This window comes from Permianibacter fluminis (assembly GCF_013179735.1).
Taxonomy (GTDB): domain Bacteria; phylum Pseudomonadota; class Gammaproteobacteria; order Enterobacterales; family Permianibacteraceae; genus Permianibacter; species Permianibacter fluminis.
On record NZ_JABMEG010000001.1, the window covers coordinates 1,060,714 to 1,080,874 of the forward strand.

The following is a 20,161-nucleotide window of genomic DNA, read 5'->3' on the forward strand; positions in this document are numbered from 1 at the left end:
CAAGATCCAAAAACAAAACCCCGCCTAAGCGGGGTTTTGTTTTTGGGCTAACCCGTTGTATCAGCTACTTGCGCACGGCCTCAGCTACCGATCTCTGCCAAAGAATGTGGTGGCCGTTATCTTCATTGCGAAAGGGTTCTAGAGCCGAAAGATCGAGCTGCCAGCGTCGGAACAAAACCAGCAAGCTGATGACTTCTTCTGCTGAAGGTGTATGTTTGAATTCCATGTGCAGTAGCCGATGCTGACCGCGAATCTGAGAAATTACCTCAATTCGACGTAGCCAAGAGAAGAAGGTCTCCTCGTCATCAGGCGAGAAAAATACCGGCCCTACAACACTCAGTTCCAGTTGCATTTTTATTTCGCACCTTTCGGCATCCGAAAATAAATCACCCGTGTTTCACCCTTGCCATTGCTTAGTCGAACCTCGTCATATTGCACGCCATTGCTTTCGCGCAGGGACTGGCCTTGTTTTTTCCAGTCGCGGTAATTCAGCCACAGCCATTCCTGCTGCTTTTGACTGAACGCAATGGGATTGTTGATGTCGCTGAATTGAATGGCCGTGGCGTAATCGTGACCGGCGCCGGTAAAGGGCGTGACGGTCTTGTTGCGTTCGTCAGTCGAGCGTTCGCCAGCGGCGCGGTCGGTTGCCGGGGCCGGCGTATTGGCGGGGCCCGGTGATGCATTTTTGCTGGCGCAGCCAGCGAGTACGAGAACCGTCAACACAAGCACCGTCAACACATGCAAGAACCAGAACGGCATTTTCATGGTGTCGCGCTCCTCGTCTGATGGATTCAGGCGGCTTCGTACGGTTCCATCCGGATGTCTTCGACGGTGGTGCCGCGCATCCGCACCAGGCCCTTGTAGCGACGGGCGCCGTTCGGCGTGAATTCAAACTGGTAAATGCGGACGAATGTCGAGCCGCCGCCGTGGCTGCGACCAAAACCGATATGGATGCGCTCGACGGTGTCGTCGATCAGGGTCAGGCCAAATTTCTCGCATTCGCGCTTGGCCGCCTGCCGGGCATTTTCCCGCGCCTGCATGCTGTGCCACCAAAACGCGGCAATGGCGCCAATCAAAACAAAGAACAACAAACGCTTCATCAAAGTCTTCCGTCAATTCGTGGGGTCATTCACGACGTCGCTGCCAGCGCCGCCTGAGTTTTCCGTGGCAGTTTGGCTCGCACCAACCGATACGACTGTTCGATCATGTTCAATACATCGGCCTGACTCAAAGTGCAGGCCGGCTCCAGACTGACCCAGTGATGCTTGGCCAGATAGGGCGCCGGAATGATGCCGGGTTGATCGGTCCATTCCAGAAATCGCTCCGGCGAAACTTTTACCGATATCCGCAATGCATTTCGCGCGGCGGATTCCGCTTCGGCGTTTATCTCGGTATCAGAGGTCAGGCAACAGAACATCTTGTTGGCGACCGAGTACACCAACACGCTGCCCCACTTGATATCGCTGCTGACACCCGGCAGCTGCAGTGCCAGCTGCGCGATCGCGGTGCGCAGGCGGGTGTTGGCGGTCTGGTTCATCGGTCGGGTCATGCTGCGCTCATTCTGCCCAGCATGCTGGGGATGCGGGCACGGTAATGCAAGCCTCCGGTGCCGGCAAATCAGCGGCTGGCCGGCAAATGTCGGCCAACAAAAAAGGCAGCCGAAGCTGCCTTTTGACCAAGCCGAGGTAGCTGGTTATTTGTCGCGGTCGTAGGTGCCGACCGAGACTTTTTCAACACCGGCTTCGCGCGCGGCATCGACCACGCTGATCAGGATGTCGGTGTCGCTGTCTTTGTGGGCCTGAACGATAACCGAGGCATCCGGCGATTCAGCCAGTGTCTTTTCGACGTGGGCGCGAATGGCGCGGATATCGACTTCGCGCTCATCGACAACGACCTGACCGGCGCTGTTGATGGTAATTAGCACGTTGGCCTTGGCCTTGGTGGTCGACGCGGACTTACCGGACGGCCGCTGGATGTCCATGCCCGCTTCTTTGACGAACGAGGTCGTCACAATGAAGAAAATAAGCATGATGAACACGATGTCGAGCATCGGGGTCATGTCGATTTCGGCGTCTTCTGCGGCACCACCGTGTTTCTTGCGCATGGCGAATCTCGTTATCTGGGTATAGAGCAAACCGGCCCGGCCGACAGACCGGGGCAGGCACTATAGCCGACGGCCGGGGAGCGATCCAGATCGGCTTCCCGGTGAATTTTGCCGCTCGCCGTCGAGGCTGGCGCGGGCTTTCGGCCCGCGCGTCGCCCGGTTCCGGTCAGGCCAGTTGCGCTGATATCGCGCATCCCGCGGCGGTGACATCGCCGCAACATCGCTACCGCGTTGCTGCAAAGTCGCTACAACATCGCCACGACGCGGCCATGACGACCGCCCGCGTCACCGATTTACTGTGGGACTCGCCGGTACCCTCAGACGAGCATCAGGCTTTCCTGCACCACGCCGGTAATCGCGCCGTCACGGGCCGGGTCGAGGCTGCGCTCGATCAGCTGCAGCTGGCCGTCGGCGCGGATGCTGAGCAGGCTGGTGGCGCGGGTGCCGTAGTGCGCGCCGGTGATCAGCAGCGGTGACAGCCAGCGTTCGCGCTCCAGCCCGATGCCGGTGTCGGGCAGCTCGGCATCGGCGGCGGGTTGCCGATCGAGCAGGGCATCCAGCCACGATGCGTCCGGCGCCGTGCTAGTCGCCAGCAGTGCCGCCAGCGCCGTTTTGGCCAGCCGGGCTTTTGGCCATGGCGCATTCCAGTCGCCGTTCGATAACGCCCAGATCCCCGCCGGCACCGCCCGCGGCGCAAACCGGTTGCTGCTGTAATGCAGCGCCAGTTCACCCTGCTGCCAGCCGCCGAACAGCAGGTTGAAGCCGCTATACTGCGCGGCCTTTGCCAACCGGGCGGCGTGGGTTTCGGCCTGCAAGCCGGGGTTATCCAGCCAGTCGGTAACGAGCTCGCCACGTGAGCGAGCACTGGCTTCGGGCAGGCCCTCGCGGACATTGGTGACGGCGGCAAAGCGGCCGTGGCGATTGACGCCGAGCCAGCTGCCGCCGGCCAGTTCATCGCGGCCGGCCAGAATCTCGCGGTCCGGCCACCAATGCAGCGGCCGGCTCGGCCGGGCGGTGAATTCGTCGCGATGGGCCAGCACAATCAGCGGGTAATCCGGGTGTTGGTCCCGGGCCAAGACAATCAAGCACACGCGGGCGTCAGCTCCAGACAAAACAGGTGAATCGGTGGCGGGTGGACAGGCGGTGATGGGTTCCGCGTTTTTGCAGTGGCCAGTGTACCTGCTGGTTGGCGCGCTTTCAGGCTGGCTGGCTGGCCTGCTCGGCATTGGCGGCGGCCTGATTCTGGTGCCGGCGTTGTTGCTGTTGTTGCCGCTGGCGGGCGTCAGCGCGGACGCCCTGATGCCGATGGCCATCGGCAGCTCACTGGCCGCGATTGTGCTGACCGCGGTTGCCTCAACCCGCGCTCATGCCAGCCGCGGCGCCGTGCAATGGCCGCTGTTCTGGCGGCTGGCACCGACCGTGGCGCTGACCGCATCCGGCGCCGGCTGGCTGGCGGCGCGGCTCGGTTCGCAGCTGCTGACGCTGATTTTCGCCGGTTTTGTCCTGGCGCTTGCCGTGCGTACAGCGCTGACCGGCATCACTACCGGCACCCGCCAGCGACCGGGTCGTGCGGTCTGGGCCGGGTTCGGCGCGGTGATCGGCAGCCTGTCCGGGCTGGTTGGCATTGGCGGTGGCTCGCTGACGGTGCCGCTGCTGCTGCATTTCGGCGTGCCGATCACCGAGGCGGTGGCGACCTCGGCGGCGGTCGGCTTGCCGATCGCGCTGTTCGGCACGCTCGGCTATGTCGCGGCTGGTTGGTCACTGCCGCTGCCTGTTGGCGCGACCGGCTTTGTATACTGGCCCGCCGTGCTGGCCATCACCGCGGCGTCATGGTTCAGCGCGCCGATCGGTGCCAAACTGGCGCACCGCTGGCCGGCGGCGCGGCTGCGCAAGTTGTTTGCGCTGTTTCTGGCCATTGTCGGGCTGCGCCTGGCAGTGCGGGCGTTGACCGGGCATTGACTCGGTCACCTCGCTGCACCGGTAACCCGCGTGCGCTGATCGGGCATTCATCTCGATCGATCGGTTACAGCAAGAACAAACGAATTCAGTAAAACCAAACGATTTTGCCGCACAGAACGAAAAGGACGCACGATGGATTTTCCGGCTATTGATCCGGTGATTTTTTCAATTGGCCCGGTGGCGCTGCGCTGGTACGGTTTGATGTACCTGCTCGGTTTTCTGGCGGCCTGGTGGCTTGGCAACCATCGCGCGCGAAAACCGGGCAGCGGTTGGACCGGCGAACAGGTCAGCGACTTTTTGTTCTACGGTTTTCTCGGGGTCGTGCTCGGTGGCCGGCTTGGCTATGTGTTCTTCTATCAATTCGGCCTGTTCCTCGACAACCCGCTGTACCTGTTCCGGATCTGGGAAGGCGGCATGTCTTTCCACGGCGGTTTGCTCGGCGTGCTGGTGGCTTTTATTTGGTATGCCAAAGCGAACAAGCGCGCCGTGTTTGATGTTGCGGATTTCTTTGCCCCGTTGGTGCCGCCCGGTTTGTTCTTTGGTCGCATCGGCAATTTCATCAACGCCGAATTGTGGGGCCGCGAAGCCGGTCCGGATGTGCCGTGGGCGTTCCGTTTTCCGACTGATTCGCTGCACTTGTTGCGGCATCCGTCGCAACTCTATGAAGCCCTGCTGGAAGGCTTGTTGTTGTTTCTGATTCTGTGGTTTTTTTCCCGCCAGTCGCGGCCGCGGATGGCGGTCAGCGGCCTGTTCGCTGCCGGTTACGGCGTGTTCCGTTTTATCGTCGAATATTTCCGCGAGCCGGATGCGCATCTGGGCCTGCAGGCACTCGGGCTGTCGCGTGGCCAATGGTTGTGCGTGCCATTGATCGCCACCGGTGTCGTGCTGCTGGTGCTGGCTTACCGGCGTGGTAATGCGGCGCCGGCGCTGGCGAAGTAACGAGATAGAATTGAACGGGGTTTCGGCGCGCTGTGCTCATCGCGCCGCTAGAGTTGAGAAGGGCGATGCAAAATTATTTGAATCTGGTTCGCGATGTGCTGGAAAACGGTGCCATCAAAACCGACCGTACTGGCACCGGCACCCGTTCGTTGTTCGGTGCGCAAATGCGCTTCAATCTGCGCGAAGGGTTTCCGCTGGTGACCACCAAGAAGCTGCACCTGCGCTCGATCATTCATGAGCTGCTGTGGTTCCTCAATGGCGACACCAATATCAAGTACCTGAAGGACAACAACGTCAGCATCTGGGATGAATGGGCGGATGCCAATGGCGATCTGGGGCCGGTTTACGGCTACCAGTGGCGCAGCTGGCCGGCGCCGGATGGCCGCCATATCGACCAGATTTCACAAGTGCTGGAGCAGATCCGCAAGACGCCGGATTCGCGTCGGCTGATCGTCAGTGCCTGGAACGTCGCCGATCTGGACAAGATGGCGCTGCAACCTTGTCACACGATGTTCCAGTTCTACGTCGCCAACGGCGCGCTCAGTTGCCAACTGTATCAGCGCTCGGCCGATATTTTTCTCGGCGTGCCGTTCAATATTGCTTCGTATGCGCTGCTCACGCACATGGTGGCCGAGCAATGCGATTTGCAGGTCGGTGATTTTGTCTGGACCGGTGGCGATGTCCACCTGTATAGCAATCATGTCGAGCAGGCCAAGGAGCAGCTGAGCCGCAAACCGCTACCTCCACCGCGGCTGCAGATCGTCCGCAAACCGGCCGATTTGTTCTCGTACCGGTTCGAGGATTTCCAGATTCTGGATTACCAATCCCACCCGGCGATCAAAGCGCCGGTCGCGGTCTGAGCACCAACATGAAACGACTCGGCGTGGTACTACTGACCAGTGGCTTGCTCTGGTTCGGCAGTGCTGCCCGAGCCATCGACAGCGTCGCACCCACTACTGCCGATCGGCCCAAAATTGAAGCCGCGCTACCAAAGGCCAGCGGTCTCGAACGCGCCGAATTGCTCTATCAACTGACCGAGCTGGATCGCAGCTCGGAGCCACAGGCCGCGCTTGATACGGCGCGCGAAGCGCTGGCGCTGCTGCAGCGGCAAACCGAATTTCGCAGTCGTGAGCTGAACAGTCTGCTGCAGGCCAATCTGGCCTGGTCCTATTCGATGCTCGGTGATTACGCCCGTGCCCAGCGCGAAGCCGAGCGCGGTCTCATGCTGGCCCGCGAGCTCGGCAGCCAGCGAGCGGAAGCGCGCAACCTGAATACGCTTGGCGTGATCAGCCGCAATCTCGGCGATGCCGAAGGCGCCTTGAATTACTTTCAACAAACCTTGGTACTCGAAGATGCGCTCGGCAACCTGAGCCGGAAAACCTCGACGCTGAACAATCTGGGCGTGTTGTTCCTCAATCTCAAACGGCTCGAAGATGCCTTTGCCATGCTGCGGCAAGCCGAGCAGCTGGCGCGCAGTATCGGTGATGAAAAACTGCAGGCCTATTCCTGCAGCAATCTGTCAGAAGCGTATATCCGCGCCGGCGAGTTCCAGCTGGCACTGGATTGGGCGCAGCGCGCGGCTGCCATCCCCAGTCAGCAGCAGCAGCCGTATGTGCAGGCCCATATTCAGCACAATCGCGGCCTGGCCTTGAGTGGTTTGAAACAGTCGAGTGCGGCGCGCGCCGCGTTTGCACAGGCTCTTGCCTTGCGGGATCAGATTGGCGACGAAGCCGGTGAAGCCAATACCCGCAGCGAGCTGGCGCGGCTGGCCATGCAGCAAGGTGATTTTCGCGAAGCCAATCAACAAATGGCGCAGGCCGAAGCGATCAGCAAACGCATCGGCAATCGCACCCAGCTTCAAGAAGTGCTGGAAACCAAGACTCAGCTACTCGAAGCGCAAGGCGATTTGCGCGGCGCACTCACGGCCAGTCGTGAGCGCGAGCAATTGGCCCGGGATATTTTTTCCGAGCGAGCCGCGCTGCGGATCGGCCAGTTCGAGAGTCGGCAATCCTTGGCTCAGCGGGAAAACCAGATCGCGCTGCTGACCCGCGAAAACGAGATTCAGCAATTGCAGGTGCGTCAGCAGCAATTGACGATCTGGTCCGGCTCGCTGGCGGCGCTGCTGTTGCTGGTAATCGGTTTGCTGATTTTCTTTCGCCTGCGCCATCGCCGGCAGACCGCCGAAGCGGCCGCCGCCAGTCGCAGCCGTTTCCTGGCCCAGATGAGTCATGAAATCCGCACCCCGATGACCGGCATCATCGGCGTCAGCGAGTTGCTGCAGGACACGCCGTTGAACGGCGAGCAGCGCGAACTGTTGCAGACGATACGGCAGAGCGGTGAAGCGCTGCTCGGGCTGGTCAATGACATTCTGGATCTGTCCAAACTCGATGCCGGCCGCTTGCAGCTGCATGAGCAGACCTTCGATTTGCGCCAATTGCTCGAATCGGTGCTCGATGTGTTTGCGCTGCAAGCCGAACAGAAACAACTGACGCTGCTGTACGAGCTGCCGTTGACGGCGCCGGTGCGGGTTCATGGCGACCCGCTGCGGCTGCGGCAAATTCTGCTGAACCTGCTTGGCAATGCCATCAAATTTACCGAGCAGGGTTCGGTCACCTTGCACGCCAGATGGCGAGGTGAAGCTGGCGCCCGGCAGACGCTGGAGCTCGTTGTCGAGGACACCGGCATCGGTATTGCGCCGGAGCAGCAGGCGCAAATGTTCGAGCCGTTTGCCCAAGGCGTTGCCGATGCCCGGGCGCTGGTCGGCACCGGTTTGGGTTTGACCATCAGTCGCCAGTTGGCTCGTCTGATGGGCGGAGAAATCAGTCTGGAGAGTACGATCGGCAAAGGTTCGCGCTTCATCGTGCAGATTCAGTTGAGCGTGCTGGAGACCGCGCCAGCAGCGATCGCGGCGCTGCCGGTTCCGGCCGTATTTGGTTATCAATTGCCGGCGGAGTTGCACCAGCAGTTGCAGCAGTTGCTGGCACAGGCCGGCGTGCGTTACGTCGAAGTGGGCAGCGTCGGCCCGGCGTCGCTCATTGCCGCGCGCCCGGCGCTGCTATTGTTGCCGGCCAGCAGTGATGCCGCCACCCGATTGACCAGCCTGAAACAGCAGCTGCCCGGTTGTCGCATTTTGTTGCTGGCCGGTCCGCAGGCGCGCAAACAACTGCGTGATCGGCAATTGCAGGCCGATGGCATCGTGCCGTTGCCGCTGCGGCCGGCCGAATTGTTTTCGAGTTTGCTGCCGCCGGCTGTGCTGCCGGAGCCGACGTTGGCGGCGGCTCCGTTACCTTCCGTCAACACCGTTTCGCCGCTCGCCAGTCACGGGCAGCGGCAAGTGCTGATCGTCGATGACAACGACATCAATCGCCGGGTCGCGCAGAAGTTGCTTGAGCGTTTTGCCTTTCAGGTGACGTCGCTGGACGGTGGTCGCGCGGCGGCCGCCTTGCTGCAACAGCGGCGCTTTGATGCCGTGTTCATGGATTGCCAGATGCCGGACATGGATGGCTTTGATGCGACCCGCGCGATCCGCGAACACGAACAGAATGGCGAGCACCAATTGATCATCGCGATGACCGCGCACGCCTTGAAAGGCGACCGCGAGCAATGCCTGGCTGCCGGCATGGATGACTACCTGACCAAGCCGGTCAAACTGGATGCCTTGGCGGAAGTGTTGAAGCGTTGGAATTTGCTGACGGCGAGCGTTCAGGAAGCCTGATCGCCGAGTAGTTCCTGCACCAGCCATTGCCGCAATTGTCCGCCATGCATGGCGCCGGCTTGCCGGGCAATTTCCTGACCGCCGTGAAAGATCATCAGGGTCGGAATGCTGCGAATGGCGAATTGGGCGGCCAGTTGCGGCTCCGCTTCGGTGTTCACTTTGACGAAGCGGATGTTCGGTTCCAGATTGCGGGCGGCATCAGTAAAAATCGGCGCAAAGGCCTTGCACGGGCCGCACCACGGTGCCCAGAAATCGACGACCACCGGCAGATCGGTATTGCGCAGTATGGTCGCCAGCGTGCTGGTCGTGGCTTCCACCGGTTTGCCCTGAAACAGCGGCGCCTTGCACTGACCGCATAGCGGCTGTTGTGCCAAGCGCTCGGCCGCAATGCGATTGCCGGTTTGACAGCTGGGGCAGGTCAGGTGAGCGAGATCGGTCATGATGGTTTGCCATGGCGCATGGCCAGTACCCCGGCCGAATAAGGATTGCCAATTAAATGGGGTGCGTTAACCCGTTTGCAAGTCCGCGCTGCATATGTACCTTTTGCCTTGCAGTCGTCGTCAGGCACGTTGATCACAGCAACAGGATTCGGTGCAGGTAATGTCCACCCTGAAATTTTCCGTCCACTCACTTTCAATCAGGAGGAACGCAACATGAAAACCGCATGGATTGCCCCGTTGCTGATGTTGGCCGTGTTTGGCCCGGTGCGCGCGGCCGAGTTGCCGGCGCTTGACATGAAATCCGTTCAGGAAATCAGCCCTGAACTGGTGACCGGTAGCCAACCCAGTCGGGCAGATATGGAAAAGCTGAAAGCGGCCGGCGTCAGCACGATCATCAATTTGCGCGGTGCCGGTGAAGACGCCGGTTTTGATGAAGCGGCCAGCGCACGCGAGCTCGGTTTGAATTACGTGACCATTCCGATTGCTGGCGCTGACGATGTTACCGTTGGCAACGCGGCCAAACTCGATAGCGCGATGCGAAAGGCCGACGGCAAAACCCTGGTGCACTGCGCCAGTGGTAATCGCGCCGGTGCCTTGCTGGCCTTACGGGCCGCTGCCAGCGGCCAGAGTGTCGACGACGCCATCGAGTTCGGCAAAAGTGCCGGCATGACGTCGCTGGAAAAAGTGGTGCGCGAGCGATTGAGCACGCCGACGACGCAGCACTGATTGACTGCAATCGCCATGACCGCTGCGGCCGGTCATGGCGAGCTTGCTGTGTTTTTGCGGCCGTGTTCGTGTAGCTGTGTTCGTGTGGCTATGTTCTTGTCGCCGGGCTCATGCCAGAGGTCGCCCGGTATCGTTCGCAGCACAACCCACCAAATGACCGTGACAGCAGCTGCCGGCACGGCAGGCGATAGTGCTGTTTCAGCGCGCCTCGCCGATCATCGTGATCAATTTCTGTTGTACTTCTTCGGCAACGCCGAACATCTCCGGGGCATTGCTGAACATCGCCAGCAGGGCGGTCGGCATAATCATGCCGATATGGGTGCCCTTTTCATCGCCATATACCGCGACCCGACACGGCAGCACGGCTGCCATGCCCATGTCGGCGCTCAGCACTTCTTTTGCCTTGTGCGGATTGCAGACATCAAGCACCCGGCAGGCGTTTGGCAGCTCAACGCCCTTGTTGCGCATCGTTGCCTGCAGATCGTGCTGATGGATCACGCCAAAGCCGTGGCGTTGCACGGACGCAGTCAAATCCGCTACTGCCTGCTCGACGCTTTTCTTGCTGTCGACAACGTAACGCATGGTCAGACTCCCGGTTGCACGCCAAGCTTGCGCAAAATGGTTTCCAGCAGGCACCACTTGGTGAACGCGCTCTGCAACAAGTTGAGGCCGACAAAGGCGGTGAACAGCAGCCAATAGGACGAGACAAACAACGGGCTCTGCTCGACGCCAAGCGCCAGCGACAACAAGACAAAGAAGCCGGCGAACATCCGCACCATTTGCCAGGATTTCATGATTGCACTCCTCTCAATAACGCCAACTCACCAGAAAAACGATTTACCAAAAACGATCCATAAAAAAGCACTTACCAAAAACCCGTACTGCTGAAACCAGGTTCCGTCACAGCTTCAGCTCGCCACGCCAGCCTGCAAATGCCGGCGGCGGAACACGATGAAGTACAGCAAGGGGATGACCACCAGGGTCAGCACGGTGGAAACCATGACGCCGAAAATCAGCGAGATGGCAAGACCGTTGAAAATCGGATCATCAAGAATGAAGAAGGCGCCGAGCATTGCCGCCAATCCGGTCAGAATGATCGGCTGGGCGCGGGTCGCGGCCGACTGCACGATCGCATCCTTGAACGGCAGCCCTTGCTTGATCTGCAGTTCAATGAAGTCGACCAGCAGGATTGAATTGCGCACGATGATGCCGGCCAGCGCGATCATGCCGATCATCGAGGTGGCAGTGAATTGCGCACCGAGCAGGGCATGGCCGGGCATTACCCCGATAATCGTCAAAGGGATCGGCGCCATGATGATCAGCGGCGTGATGTAGGAACGAAATTCGGCCACCACCAGCAGATAGATCAGCAGCAGGCCGACCGCGTAGGCAGCGCCCATGTCACGAAATGTTTCATAGGTAATTTGCCATTCGCCATCCCATTTGATGGCGTATCCGGTCCAGGCCTGCGGCGGCTGCTTGATGAAGTATTCGCTGAGCCGACCCTGACCCGGAATATTGATTTTGTCGAGCTCGCTGCGGATGCCGAACATGCCGTAGAGCGGACTGTCGTTGTGATCATGCTGGCCGCTTTTGTCACCGACCACGTAGATCACCGGCAAACCATTTTTGTGATAGAGCACCTGTTCGCGTGGCTGGTGTCCGACCCGCAACAGTTCCGACAGCGGCACCTGCTTGCCGGTACTGCTGGTGACGGTCAGCTTCAGTACGTCATCCAGTTGCGATTGATTAGCGCGCGGCAAGGTCAACCGGACCGGCGCCGGATACTTGGCCAGGCCATCGTGCAGATAGGTGACGTCTTCGCCGCTCAGCGCGGTGCGCAGCGTGCTGGCGATTTCCGCTTGCGATACTCCAAGCAGCGCTGCCCGGTTGCGATCGACCTGCAATTGCAGCCGCGTCGTTGGCGCGACCGAACTGTCATCAATGCCGACGATATCGGCATGGCCGGCGAACGCAGCCCGAACCTGTTTGGCAACCTGCAGGCGACCGGCATCGTCCGGTCCGTAAACTTCCGCGACGATCGGCGCCAGCACCGGTGGACCGGGCGGTACTTCGACCAGTTTCAGATCAGCGCCATATTGATCGGCGATTTGCTGCAGCGCCGGCAACAGATGCTGGGCGATGGCGTGACTTTTTTCGTGGCGTTCGCTCTTCGGCAACAGATTGACTTGCAGATCGCCAAGCTCCGGGCTTTGTCGCCAATCGTATTGCCTCACCAGGCCATTAAACGTGATCGGCGCTGACAAGCCGGCATAGGCCTGATAGTCGGTCACTTCCGGCACGGTTTGCAGATAGTCAGCGAGCGCATGCAGCACGGTGGCGGTTTGCTCGACGGGTGCGCCTTCCGGCAGATCGACCATCAGCTGGAATTCGGATTTGTTGTCGAACGGCAGCATTTTCATGACCACCGCCTGCAGTACCGGCAAGGCCAGTGACAGTGCGATCAAGCCGCCGATCAGGGCGAGCAGTTTGCGCCGCGCCCTGCTGCCGGTTTGCTCGGCGAGCAACGGCGTGAAAATCCGCTGGAACAGTCGCAGACTTCTGCTGTCTTGCCGGTTCGCGAGCTCGTTATTTGTAGAATTGGCATGTGAAGAGCCTGTGTGTGCTGAACCCGCATGTGCCAACCAGCGTCGTGCCAGCCACGGCGTCAGCACAAATGCGATCGCCAGTGAAATCAGCATGCCCATCGAGGCGTTGATCGGAATCGGCGCCATGTACGGGCCCATCAATCCGCTGACAAAGGCCATCGGCAGCAGCGCAGCGATCACGGTAAAGGTCGCCAGTATGGTCGGGCCGCCGACTTCATCGACGGCGCGCGGAATGATGGCGGAAAGCGACAGACCCGGGTGCAACTGCTGATGCCGATGAATGTTCTCGACCACGACAATGGCGTCGTCGACCAGAATGCCGATGGAAAAGATCAGCGCGAACAACGACACCCGATTCAGCGTGAAGCCGTAGGCCCAGGACGCGAACAGCGTGGCGGTCAGCGTCAGCAGCACAGCGATGCCAACGATCGCCGCCTCCCGCTTGCCGAGCGCGAACAACACCAGCGCCACCACCGACAGCGTGGCGAAAATCAGTTTCTGGATCAGCTGGGTGGCTTTGGCATTGGCGGTTTCGCCGTAATTGCGGCTGACATGAACATTGATTTCATCCGGAATCAACACGCCTTTCAGTTGTTCGACCTGCGCCAGCACGGCGCGGGTGACGGTCACCGCATTGCTGCCGGGTTTCTTGGTGATCTGCAAGGTCACCGCCGGTTGCTCGCCGGTCAGCAAGGCGTTGGTAGCGACGTCAGCATTGGTGTTTCGATCAGTGTTTGCGTCTGCACCGATTGTGGTGCGTTGCCAATGCCAGACGTAATGGTTCGGGCTGGCCGGGCCTTCGACGACTTCGGCAACCTGATGCAGATACACCGGCACACTGCTGTGATCGCTGACGTTGCGGCGCACGCCAACCACCAGATTGGCAACCGCGTCGGCAGAATCCAGAAACGGTCCGACATCGACCCGAATGCTGTGGTTGTCCTGCACCAGATCGCCGGCCGCGAGGCCCTGATTGGCACTGCTGAGCGCATAGCGCAAATCGGCGATAGTCAGGTTGGCAGCGGCCAGTCGGGTCGCATCCAGCCGCACTTCGATAACCCGGCCGGGACCGCCGAGGGTTTTGATTTCGCGCGTGCCCGGCACGCGCTTCAATTCGTTTTCCAGATTGTGCGCAACGCGTTCGAGATCGTACGCGCTGTTATCTCGGCGTTGGCTGGCCAGCGTCAGTGCCAGCACCGGCACATCATCAATGCCTTTGGCTCGGACCAGCGGTGGCAAGGCGCCGAGTTTGGCCGGCAACCAGTCGGCATTGCTGTGCACGGCGTCGTACAGACGCGTCAGCGCGGTTTCGCGTTTGACGCCGACTTGAAACTGCACCGTGATCAGCGCCGCACCGGGCTGGGAAACCGAGTAGATGTGTTCGAGCCCGGCCAATTGCCCGAGCACTTGCTCGGCCGGCACGGCAATCATTTGCTCGACATCTTTGGCCGACGCGCCGGGAAACGGCACCAGCACCGTTGCCATCGTCACATCGATTTGCGGTTCTTCTTCGCGCGGAGTCACCAGCACCGCGAACAAGCCGAGCAATGCGGCGATCAGCGCCAGCAACGGGGTCAGGGCGTTGTCCTGAAAACGGGCGGCGATGCGGCCGGCAAAACCGAGCGCGGCGCTGTTTTCATCCGGCGAGGGTGAATGGCTCATGGCGTGCCTCGCTGCCGGGCGGCGGCGAACGGATCGAGCGCGATGGTTTCGCCATCGCTCAGGCCCGCGACCACTTCGACATGGTCACCGTCGGTGCCGGCAAGGCGGATCTGCCGCAGGCTGAAACCGTTCTGCCGGTTCAGCACATACACCGCGGTCAACTCGCCACGTTGCACAACCGCACTGGCCGGCACCAGCAGGCGCGGTCGGCTGCCAACGGGAAACGCCACCTTGGCCAGCATCCCGGGCAGCAGGCCGGCCGGTGCCACCGGCAGTTCCAGCCGGATCTGCACTTGCTGGGCATTCGGGTCGGTGACTGGCAGCACGGTGACGGCGGACGCCGCCAGCGTCAGGGCGTTATCAGGCAGGCTGATGGTCAGCGGCTGTTCGCGCTGCCACTGGCCAAGCTGGGCGACCGGCAGCGACGCGATAACCCGCATCGCGGTCGGGTCGTACACCGTCAGCAACGGCTTGCCGGGCACTGCCATGTCGCCGACCTGCACCTGTACGGCCGCGATCAGGCCGTCATAGGGCGCCAGCAGCCGGGTGAAGCTGCGCTGGGTGGTGGAGACCTCAGACGAGGCGCTGAGCGCCCGGACCTGGGCCAGCGCAGCGCGTTGGCTGGTTTCGGCCCGGTCCAGCGCGGCCTGGCCGACCAACGCTTTCTGGAACAGTTGCCGGGTCCGCTCCAACTCGCTCTGGGCATTGGCCAATTGCGCTTCGGCAGCGGCCAGCTCGGCCCGCCGGGCCGATTCGGCCTGTGCCGCTTCGCGGTCATCGATGCGCAACAGCAGGCTACCGCGCTTGACTGACGCCCCGGCCTCGACGGGCCGTTCGACCACCCGGCCCGAAGTCTGCGCCGAAATCACTGATTGCCGGACGGCCTCTACCACCCCATCGGCGACATAGCGACCGCCGCTCTGATTGCGCTGCACGGTCAGGGTTGGCAGGGCTTGGGACGGGGTCTGGCCCAGGCTTTGGCTGGCGACGGTATCGGCGGCGCTAGCCACCGGCGTGGCCGCCAGCAAGGCAGGCAAAATCAGGCTGAGCAGTTGGAAACGGGCAGGCATGAGTGGGCTCCGTTAAAATCTATATATAACTATATGGCTATGTATATATATAGTCAAGCCTCTGTTATGATGCTGCTCCACCGGGACTGCCAGTCCGTAGCCGGGACCTCGAGTATGGAAGGATTAAACGATGCGGCCTTGATCCGGGTCGCCGAAGTGTTCAAAGCCTTGGCTGAACCGCGCCGGCTAAAGCTGCTCAATGTGCTGCGCGATGGCGAGCGCAATGTCAGCGAGCTGGTGCAACTGACCGCCAGCACCCAGGCCAATGTCTCCAAGCATCTGAGCGTGCTGCTGCAAGCTGGCCTGATCCTGCGTGAACCGCGCGGCACCGCGGCCTACTACCGCATGGCCAATGCCAGCACCTACCAGCTCTGCGACATCGTCTGTGGTCAGCTGGTCAAACAGGCGGAAACGACGCTGGCGCTGCAGCAACTTTTGCAACAGGGACAGCTGCCGGCAGATGGCAACTAATCGGTATACTTCGCGACCCGAGCAACACTGAACAGCTGCAGCAGCCGCTAACCCAAGGACCTGGAATGGCGACTACCATTCAAGCAAAACCCCGTATCGCCCTGATCGCCGCCATGGCCGCGAACCGGGTCATCGGCTATGGCAACAAGATGCCTTGGCATCTGCCGGCCGATCTGCGTCACTTCAAACAATTGACCATGGCCAAGCCGGTCATCATGGGCCGCAAGACCTTCGAATCGATCGGCAACAAGCCGCTGCCGATGCGGGTCAACATCGTGGTCAGCCGCGATCCGAATTACCAGCCAACCGGTGTCGTGCTGGCGCGTGACCTGAATCAGGCTTTGAAGCTTGCCGAAGGTCATGCCGCTGAAGAGATCATGATCATGGGCGGTGCCAGCATTTACGAACAGGCGCTGCCGATCGCCGACCGGTTGTACCTGACCTTCATTCAACTGAACGTGCCCGGCGATGCCTTCTTCCCGGATTTGTCCAAACACCGCTGGCGCGAGATCAGTTCCGAGTCGCACACGCCGGACGCGGAAAACCCGTACAACTACAGTTTCGTGGTCTACGAGCGCACCGTTGACGCGCCGAAAGAAGTGAAAGCGGCGAAAGTGGAAAAGGGCTGGAAGATTGTCTGAACATTGCTCTTGTCAGCAAAGAAAAAGGCCGCGCAGTTGCGCGGCCTTTTTCTTTGCTCAATTTGACTCAAAATGCATAGGTGATATGGATGCCAAATGCGTTGCCGCTGTATTCATTCCTTGGTAGCAGCGGCCGCGAGCCAATCATTTCAATTTCATCGGTCTTCTCGTAGCTGATATAGGTGTAACGAGCGCCCACCGAAATATTCTGGTCGAGACGAATATCGTATTGAAGTACCGCACCAACCGCGTCCTCAAATTCTTGGCTGTATCCACCTGGGCCGGCAGGGTTGGCATAGAAGGTCGGCTCGAGGTGAGCCACTGCGCCGACCCCCACGCGATGTCGGTCAAAATTCCAGAATGGGATCAACTCAATGATTTTTCGTTTGAATACCGACTTGCCCGAATCGAGGTCTCCTCTGAGGGAGTCTTGCAGCACTCCCGCCACAACTTCGACGCTGAATGCCGATGCGCCAAGCGCGATATCACCACCGAAGGTCAATCGGGTATAGCCGCCGGCGCGCGAGCTATCGACTTGCTCGCCGGTATCTTTATCCGTCAACGCCCACATCTCATTGCCGCCATTTTGGATACCAAAACTGAGCAGAAACTGGCTGTTGTGCAGATATCGCGAATCTTCTTTCAGCGGTCGGCCGGTCAGCGGATCAGCGGCGTGAGCAGGGGCGAGCAGCAGGCTGGCAAAACCCAGCGAAGAGAGCAGCAGAGCAGTGCGCATTGCAGAGTTCCTTGTTGGCGTTAGCGCGAGCAGGTGAGGGCGCGCACGCACGTTTGGCGGCGTGCGCTGGCAAATTTCGGCCAGTCTAGCATGAGCGTCGGCTGGGTCAGCCAGTACCTGCCGTCGTCAGCGCTGCCAACCATGCACCTGTGTCCGAACCCGGGTTTCCAGTGTCAAGGCCGTCAGGTGCTGTCCGTAAACACAGCCGGTGTCGAGCGCATGGACACCAGCGGTATCGGCCTTGCCATTGAGTGTGGCCCAGTGGCCAAACAGGATCTCATGGTCGGCCGCCGGCCGATCCGGGTGCCGGTACCAAGGCATCAACGTCGGCGGCTGGCTGCCCGGCGCGCCTTTTTGCTTCAGTTCCAGCGCGCCGTCGGCGCTGACAAAGCGCATCCGGGTCAGCGCGTTGACGCTGTAACGCAAGCGTTCGCTGCCCTGCAGATCCGGCTGCCAGCGGCTTGGTTCATTGCCATACATTTCGCTGAAAAACTGGCGCGGGTCGCGCTGCAATTGCAGGCTGACTTCGGCACTGGCGCGCAGGGCATCTTCGGCGCGCCAACCGGGTGGCACACCGGCATGCGTCATCAGCCACTGATCCTGCTGGATTGCCAGCGGTTGTTGCAGCAACCATTCGAGCAATATGTCGCGATCCGGTGCGTGCAGAATGTCGTCGAGAGTGTCGCCTTTTTTGACCGGATGGCAAGCACTCGCTACCGCTAGCAAATGCAGATCATGATTGCCAAGCACGATGCGGGCGTTGTCACGCAAGCCGTGGACAAAGCGGAGGGTGCCGAGCGAGTCGGGGCCGCGGTTGATCAGATCGCCGCAGAACCAGAGTTGATCGCGATCGGCGGAAAACTGCAGCTTGCCGAGCAATTCTTTCAGCGGATGCAGGCAACCTTGCAGATCGCCAATTGCATGTGTCGCCATCGTGGGTAACCTGTCGTGAGCAAACGGTAAATCGCGAATAAATTATAAATGCAACGCGAATGGCGGCAGCTTAGCCGATCTGCCGTGCAGCCAGAAAAACAAATGGCCGGCAAAGCCGGCCATTTGTTTTTCTGCGAACGCAGTCAACCAACGCTTCAGTGCAGCTGACCCGGCTCGACCAGACTGAAGGCCGGGATCATGGCGTCGAACTTGGCGCCGTCATCGCCCTTCATATGGTAAGTGCCCTGCATGCTGCCGACTGGAGTTGCCAGCACGGTGCCACTGGTGTATTCAAATTCTTCACCGGGTTTCAGATACGGCTGCTCGCCGACCACGCCCTGACCTTTGACTTCCAGCGTTTCGCCATTGGCGTCAGTGATCACCCAATGCCGGCTGACCAGTTGCGCGGGCAGATCGCCATCGTTCTTGATGGTAATGGTGTAGGCGAACACATAGCGGCTGTCGTCCGGATTGGATTGATCCTCGACGTACTGGGTTTTGACCTTGATGTCGAAATGGTACGGCGTTCTCTCCACGTCGGTCTCCTGTTGCGGGTCCGGTAGCGGACCGGTGCCTTGTTTGCATTGTCGGTCCGAATATGGCGACGCGCAAGCGGCGGCACAAGGCCGGCGCGACCGGCTTCAGGCCGCTTTCGCTGCCGCCTGCTGCGGCAATTGCCCATACCAATGCAACGTCTCGGCCAGCGCCGCGACCTCCCCGACCACCAGCAGGGCCGGCGAGCGCACCGCAAAAGCGGCGGCTTGTTCCGGCAAGTCGGCCAGCGTGCCGGTGATCACGCGTTGCTCCGGCCGCGAACCGTTTTCGATCAGTGCAAACGGTGTGCTGCCGGCGCGGCCGTGGGCCTGCAATTGTGTGCGGATAGTTTCCAGCTGGGCAACGCCCATGTAGAACACCAGCGTCTGCCGATCACGGGCCAGCGACGGCCAGTCCAGCGGCTCGTGACTGCTGCTGTCACCGGTTTTGGCCTGGCAATGCGCGGTAACAAAACGCACCGATTGGGCGTGCTCGCGATGGGTCAGCGGAATGCCGGCGTAGGCACCGCAGGCCAGCGCGGCAGTGATGCCGGGCACCACATCAAAACGGATATCGTGCGCGCGCAACTGCTCCAGCTCTTCGCCGCCGCGACCAAAAATAAACGGGTCGCCGCCTTTCAGGCGCACCACCTTTTTGCCTTGGCGGGCGAGCGTGACCAGCAGCGCATTGATCCGCTCCTGCGAGGTTTTGTGATCGCCGGCTTTCTTGCCGACATCGATCAACTCGGCATCGCGGCGCGCCAAATCCAGCACCGCCTGACTGACCAATTGATCGTGCACGATCACATCGGCACGCTGCAGTGCACGCAATGCGTTGATCGTCAGCAGACCCGGATCGCCGGGACCGGCACCAACCAGACTGACCTGACCCGGTGCGGTGACGGCGGTCGATCGATTGACCGCTTCACCAGCAAGCAATTGCGAAATGGCGTGTTCAGCATCGGCATCCTGATGCGCTTTCACCAGCGCCGGCACGTTGCTGTCAAAGACCTTTTCCCAGAACAGTCGCCGTTCGCCGACCGAGCGAAAAACCTGTTTGGCTTTGCCGCGAAAGCGTTCGGCCAGATCGGCCAGGCGGCCGAGGGATTCATCGAGCACGGTTTCCAGTTGCGCGCGGACCCGGCGTGCCAGCACTGGCGCCCGGCCGCCGCTGCTGATCGCAATCAGCAGTGGTGAGCGATCGACAATAGCCGGCACGATGAATCGTGACAGTTCCGGATCATCGACCACATTGACCGGAATGTTCAGCGCCTCGGCGCCGCGCGCGACCCGGGCATTGACCGCGCGATCATCGGTGGCCGCAATCACCAGTGTGTTGTGCGGCAACCAGTTGCGATCAAACTCGCCTTGCTGCCACTGCAATGTTCCGGTGCTGACCAGCGCCGCCAATTCCGGCAGCAGTTCCGGGGCGCCTACCGTGACCCGGGCGCCGGCAGTGCGCAGCAGATCAATTTTGCGGGCAGCAACGGCACCGCCACCGACCACCAGTACCGGCCGGCCGTGCAGATTCAGAAACAACGGAAAGTAATCCATGGCGGTCTCCATGCGACAGACGTCGCAGCCGACGCCCGCCCATTGCCGCAGCGTCATTGCTGCGGGTGG

General features: G+C 60.8%; 22 protein-coding genes. 7 read left to right on the forward strand and 15 right to left on the reverse strand.

The genetic code is table 11. From position 1 onward, the window contains the following. Window positions 1-64 precede the first annotated feature (64 nt). From HPT27_RS04715 to HPT27_RS04740, 6 genes are all read right to left on the reverse strand, one after another. Window positions 65-352: a hypothetical protein gene (locus HPT27_RS04715; RefSeq protein ID WP_172239651.1), complete on the reverse strand. Its 288-nt coding sequence runs from the start codon at window positions 350-352 to the stop codon at window positions 65-67. Between the two features lie 2 nt (window positions 353-354). Further along, window positions 355-765 (reverse strand): hypothetical protein, encoded by a 411-nt coding sequence (locus HPT27_RS04720; RefSeq protein ID WP_172239654.1) that lies wholly within the window; start codon window positions 763-765, stop codon window positions 355-357. Window positions 766-791: 26 nt separating this feature from the next. After that, window positions 792-1,100, reverse strand: coding sequence for a DUF3301 domain-containing protein (locus HPT27_RS04725; RefSeq protein WP_172239657.1), 309 nt, complete (start codon window positions 1,098-1,100; stop codon window positions 792-794). 29 nt (window positions 1,101-1,129) lie between these two features. Continuing rightward, window positions 1,130-1,549, reverse strand: a complete 420-nt coding sequence (locus HPT27_RS04730; RefSeq protein WP_211197852.1) for an MmcQ/YjbR family DNA-binding protein — start codon at window positions 1,547-1,549, stop codon at window positions 1,130-1,132. A 144-nt stretch (window positions 1,550-1,693) separates the two neighbouring features. Beyond that, window positions 1,694-2,104 (reverse strand): ExbD/TolR family protein, encoded by a 411-nt coding sequence (locus HPT27_RS04735; RefSeq protein ID WP_172239660.1) that lies wholly within the window; start codon window positions 2,102-2,104, stop codon window positions 1,694-1,696. Window positions 2,105-2,421: 317 nt separating this feature from the next. Next, window positions 2,422-3,195: an NRDE family protein gene (locus tag HPT27_RS04740; RefSeq protein ID WP_328820216.1), complete on the reverse strand. Its 774-nt coding sequence runs from the start codon at window positions 3,193-3,195 to the stop codon at window positions 2,422-2,424. Between the two features lie 55 nt (window positions 3,196-3,250). Between HPT27_RS04740 and HPT27_RS04745 the strand changes: the two genes are divergently transcribed. From HPT27_RS04745 to HPT27_RS04760, 4 genes are all read left to right on the forward strand, one after another. After that, complete coding sequence (locus tag HPT27_RS04745) at window positions 3,251-4,063, forward strand: sulfite exporter TauE/SafE family protein (RefSeq protein WP_172239666.1); 813 nt, start codon at window positions 3,251-3,253, stop codon at window positions 4,061-4,063. A 132-nt stretch (window positions 4,064-4,195) separates the two neighbouring features. Beyond that, window positions 4,196-5,002, forward strand: a complete 807-nt coding sequence (gene lgt / locus HPT27_RS04750; protein ID WP_172239669.1) for a prolipoprotein diacylglyceryl transferase — start codon at window positions 4,196-4,198, stop codon at window positions 5,000-5,002. A gap of 65 nt (window positions 5,003-5,067) precedes the next feature. After that, window positions 5,068-5,862: a thymidylate synthase gene (thyA, locus tag HPT27_RS04755; RefSeq protein WP_172239672.1), complete on the forward strand. Its 795-nt coding sequence runs from the start codon at window positions 5,068-5,070 to the stop codon at window positions 5,860-5,862. An 8-nt stretch (window positions 5,863-5,870) separates the two neighbouring features. After that, entirely contained in the window at window positions 5,871-8,717 is a 2,847-nt protein-coding gene (locus HPT27_RS04760; protein ID WP_172239675.1) for a response regulator, read from the forward strand. Here the strand turns inward: HPT27_RS04760 and trxC are convergent. Next, on the reverse strand, window positions 8,705-9,157 hold the full coding sequence (gene trxC, locus HPT27_RS04765; RefSeq protein WP_172239678.1) for a thioredoxin TrxC: 453 nt from the start codon (window positions 9,155-9,157) through the stop codon (window positions 8,705-8,707). The two genes, HPT27_RS04760 and trxC, sit on opposite strands and share 13 nt — an antisense overlap. Before the next feature lie 213 nt (window positions 9,158-9,370). On the opposite strand from trxC, the gene HPT27_RS04770 reads away from it, so the two are divergent. Next, complete coding sequence (locus tag HPT27_RS04770) at window positions 9,371-9,883, forward strand: beta-lactamase hydrolase domain-containing protein (RefSeq protein WP_172239681.1); 513 nt, start codon at window positions 9,371-9,373, stop codon at window positions 9,881-9,883. 198 nt (window positions 9,884-10,081) lie between these two features. Here the strand turns inward: HPT27_RS04770 and HPT27_RS04775 are convergent, their stop codons facing one another. The 4 genes from HPT27_RS04775 to HPT27_RS04790 form a co-directional block, all read right to left on the reverse strand. Beyond that, entirely contained in the window at window positions 10,082-10,465 is a 384-nt protein-coding gene (locus HPT27_RS04775) for a DUF302 domain-containing protein (RefSeq protein ID WP_172239684.1), read from the reverse strand. A 2-nt stretch (window positions 10,466-10,467) separates the two neighbouring features. After that, window positions 10,468-10,677, reverse strand: coding sequence for a YgaP family membrane protein (locus HPT27_RS04780; protein ID WP_172239687.1), 210 nt, complete (start codon window positions 10,675-10,677; stop codon window positions 10,468-10,470). Window positions 10,678-10,791: 114 nt separating this feature from the next. Then, the gene (locus HPT27_RS04785) at window positions 10,792-14,154 is read right to left on the reverse strand and encodes an efflux RND transporter permease subunit (protein ID WP_172239690.1); all 3,363 of its coding nucleotides are present in this window, start codon (window positions 14,152-14,154) and stop codon (window positions 10,792-10,794) included. Then, window positions 14,151-15,224 carry an efflux RND transporter periplasmic adaptor subunit gene (locus HPT27_RS04790; RefSeq protein WP_172239693.1) on the reverse strand — a complete coding sequence of 358 codons (1,074 nt, stop codon included), beginning with the start codon at window positions 15,222-15,224 and terminating at the stop codon, window positions 14,151-14,153. Before HPT27_RS04790 ends, HPT27_RS04785 begins: the two co-directional genes overlap by 4 nt. A gap of 114 nt (window positions 15,225-15,338) precedes the next feature. Between HPT27_RS04790 and HPT27_RS04795 the strand changes: the two genes are divergently transcribed. Continuing rightward, window positions 15,339-15,695 (forward strand): ArsR/SmtB family transcription factor, encoded by a 357-nt coding sequence (locus HPT27_RS04795; RefSeq protein WP_172239696.1) that lies wholly within the window; start codon window positions 15,339-15,341, stop codon window positions 15,693-15,695. A 65-nt stretch (window positions 15,696-15,760) separates the two neighbouring features. Further along, on the forward strand, window positions 15,761-16,336 hold the full coding sequence (gene folA / locus HPT27_RS04800; RefSeq protein WP_172239699.1) for a type 3 dihydrofolate reductase: 576 nt from the start codon (window positions 15,761-15,763) through the stop codon (window positions 16,334-16,336). A 67-nt stretch (window positions 16,337-16,403) separates the two neighbouring features. Here folA and HPT27_RS04805 read toward each other — a convergent pair whose 3' ends face one another. From HPT27_RS04805 to cysG, 4 genes are all read right to left on the reverse strand, one after another. After that, window positions 16,404-17,072 carry a hypothetical protein gene (locus HPT27_RS04805; RefSeq protein WP_172239702.1) on the reverse strand — a complete coding sequence of 223 codons (669 nt, stop codon included), beginning with the start codon at window positions 17,070-17,072 and terminating at the stop codon, window positions 16,404-16,406. A 126-nt stretch (window positions 17,073-17,198) separates the two neighbouring features. Further along, window positions 17,199-18,005 carry a symmetrical bis(5'-nucleosyl)-tetraphosphatase gene (locus tag HPT27_RS04810; RefSeq protein WP_172239705.1) on the reverse strand — a complete coding sequence of 269 codons (807 nt, stop codon included), beginning with the start codon at window positions 18,003-18,005 and terminating at the stop codon, window positions 17,199-17,201. A 155-nt stretch (window positions 18,006-18,160) separates the two neighbouring features. After that, entirely contained in the window at window positions 18,161-18,541 is a 381-nt protein-coding gene (gene apaG / locus HPT27_RS04815; RefSeq protein WP_172239708.1) for a Co2+/Mg2+ efflux protein ApaG, read from the reverse strand. A gap of 105 nt (window positions 18,542-18,646) precedes the next feature. Beyond that, window positions 18,647-20,092, reverse strand: coding sequence for a siroheme synthase CysG (cysG, locus tag HPT27_RS04820; RefSeq protein WP_172239711.1), 1,446 nt, complete (start codon window positions 20,090-20,092; stop codon window positions 18,647-18,649). Window positions 20,093-20,161 lie beyond the last annotated feature (69 nt).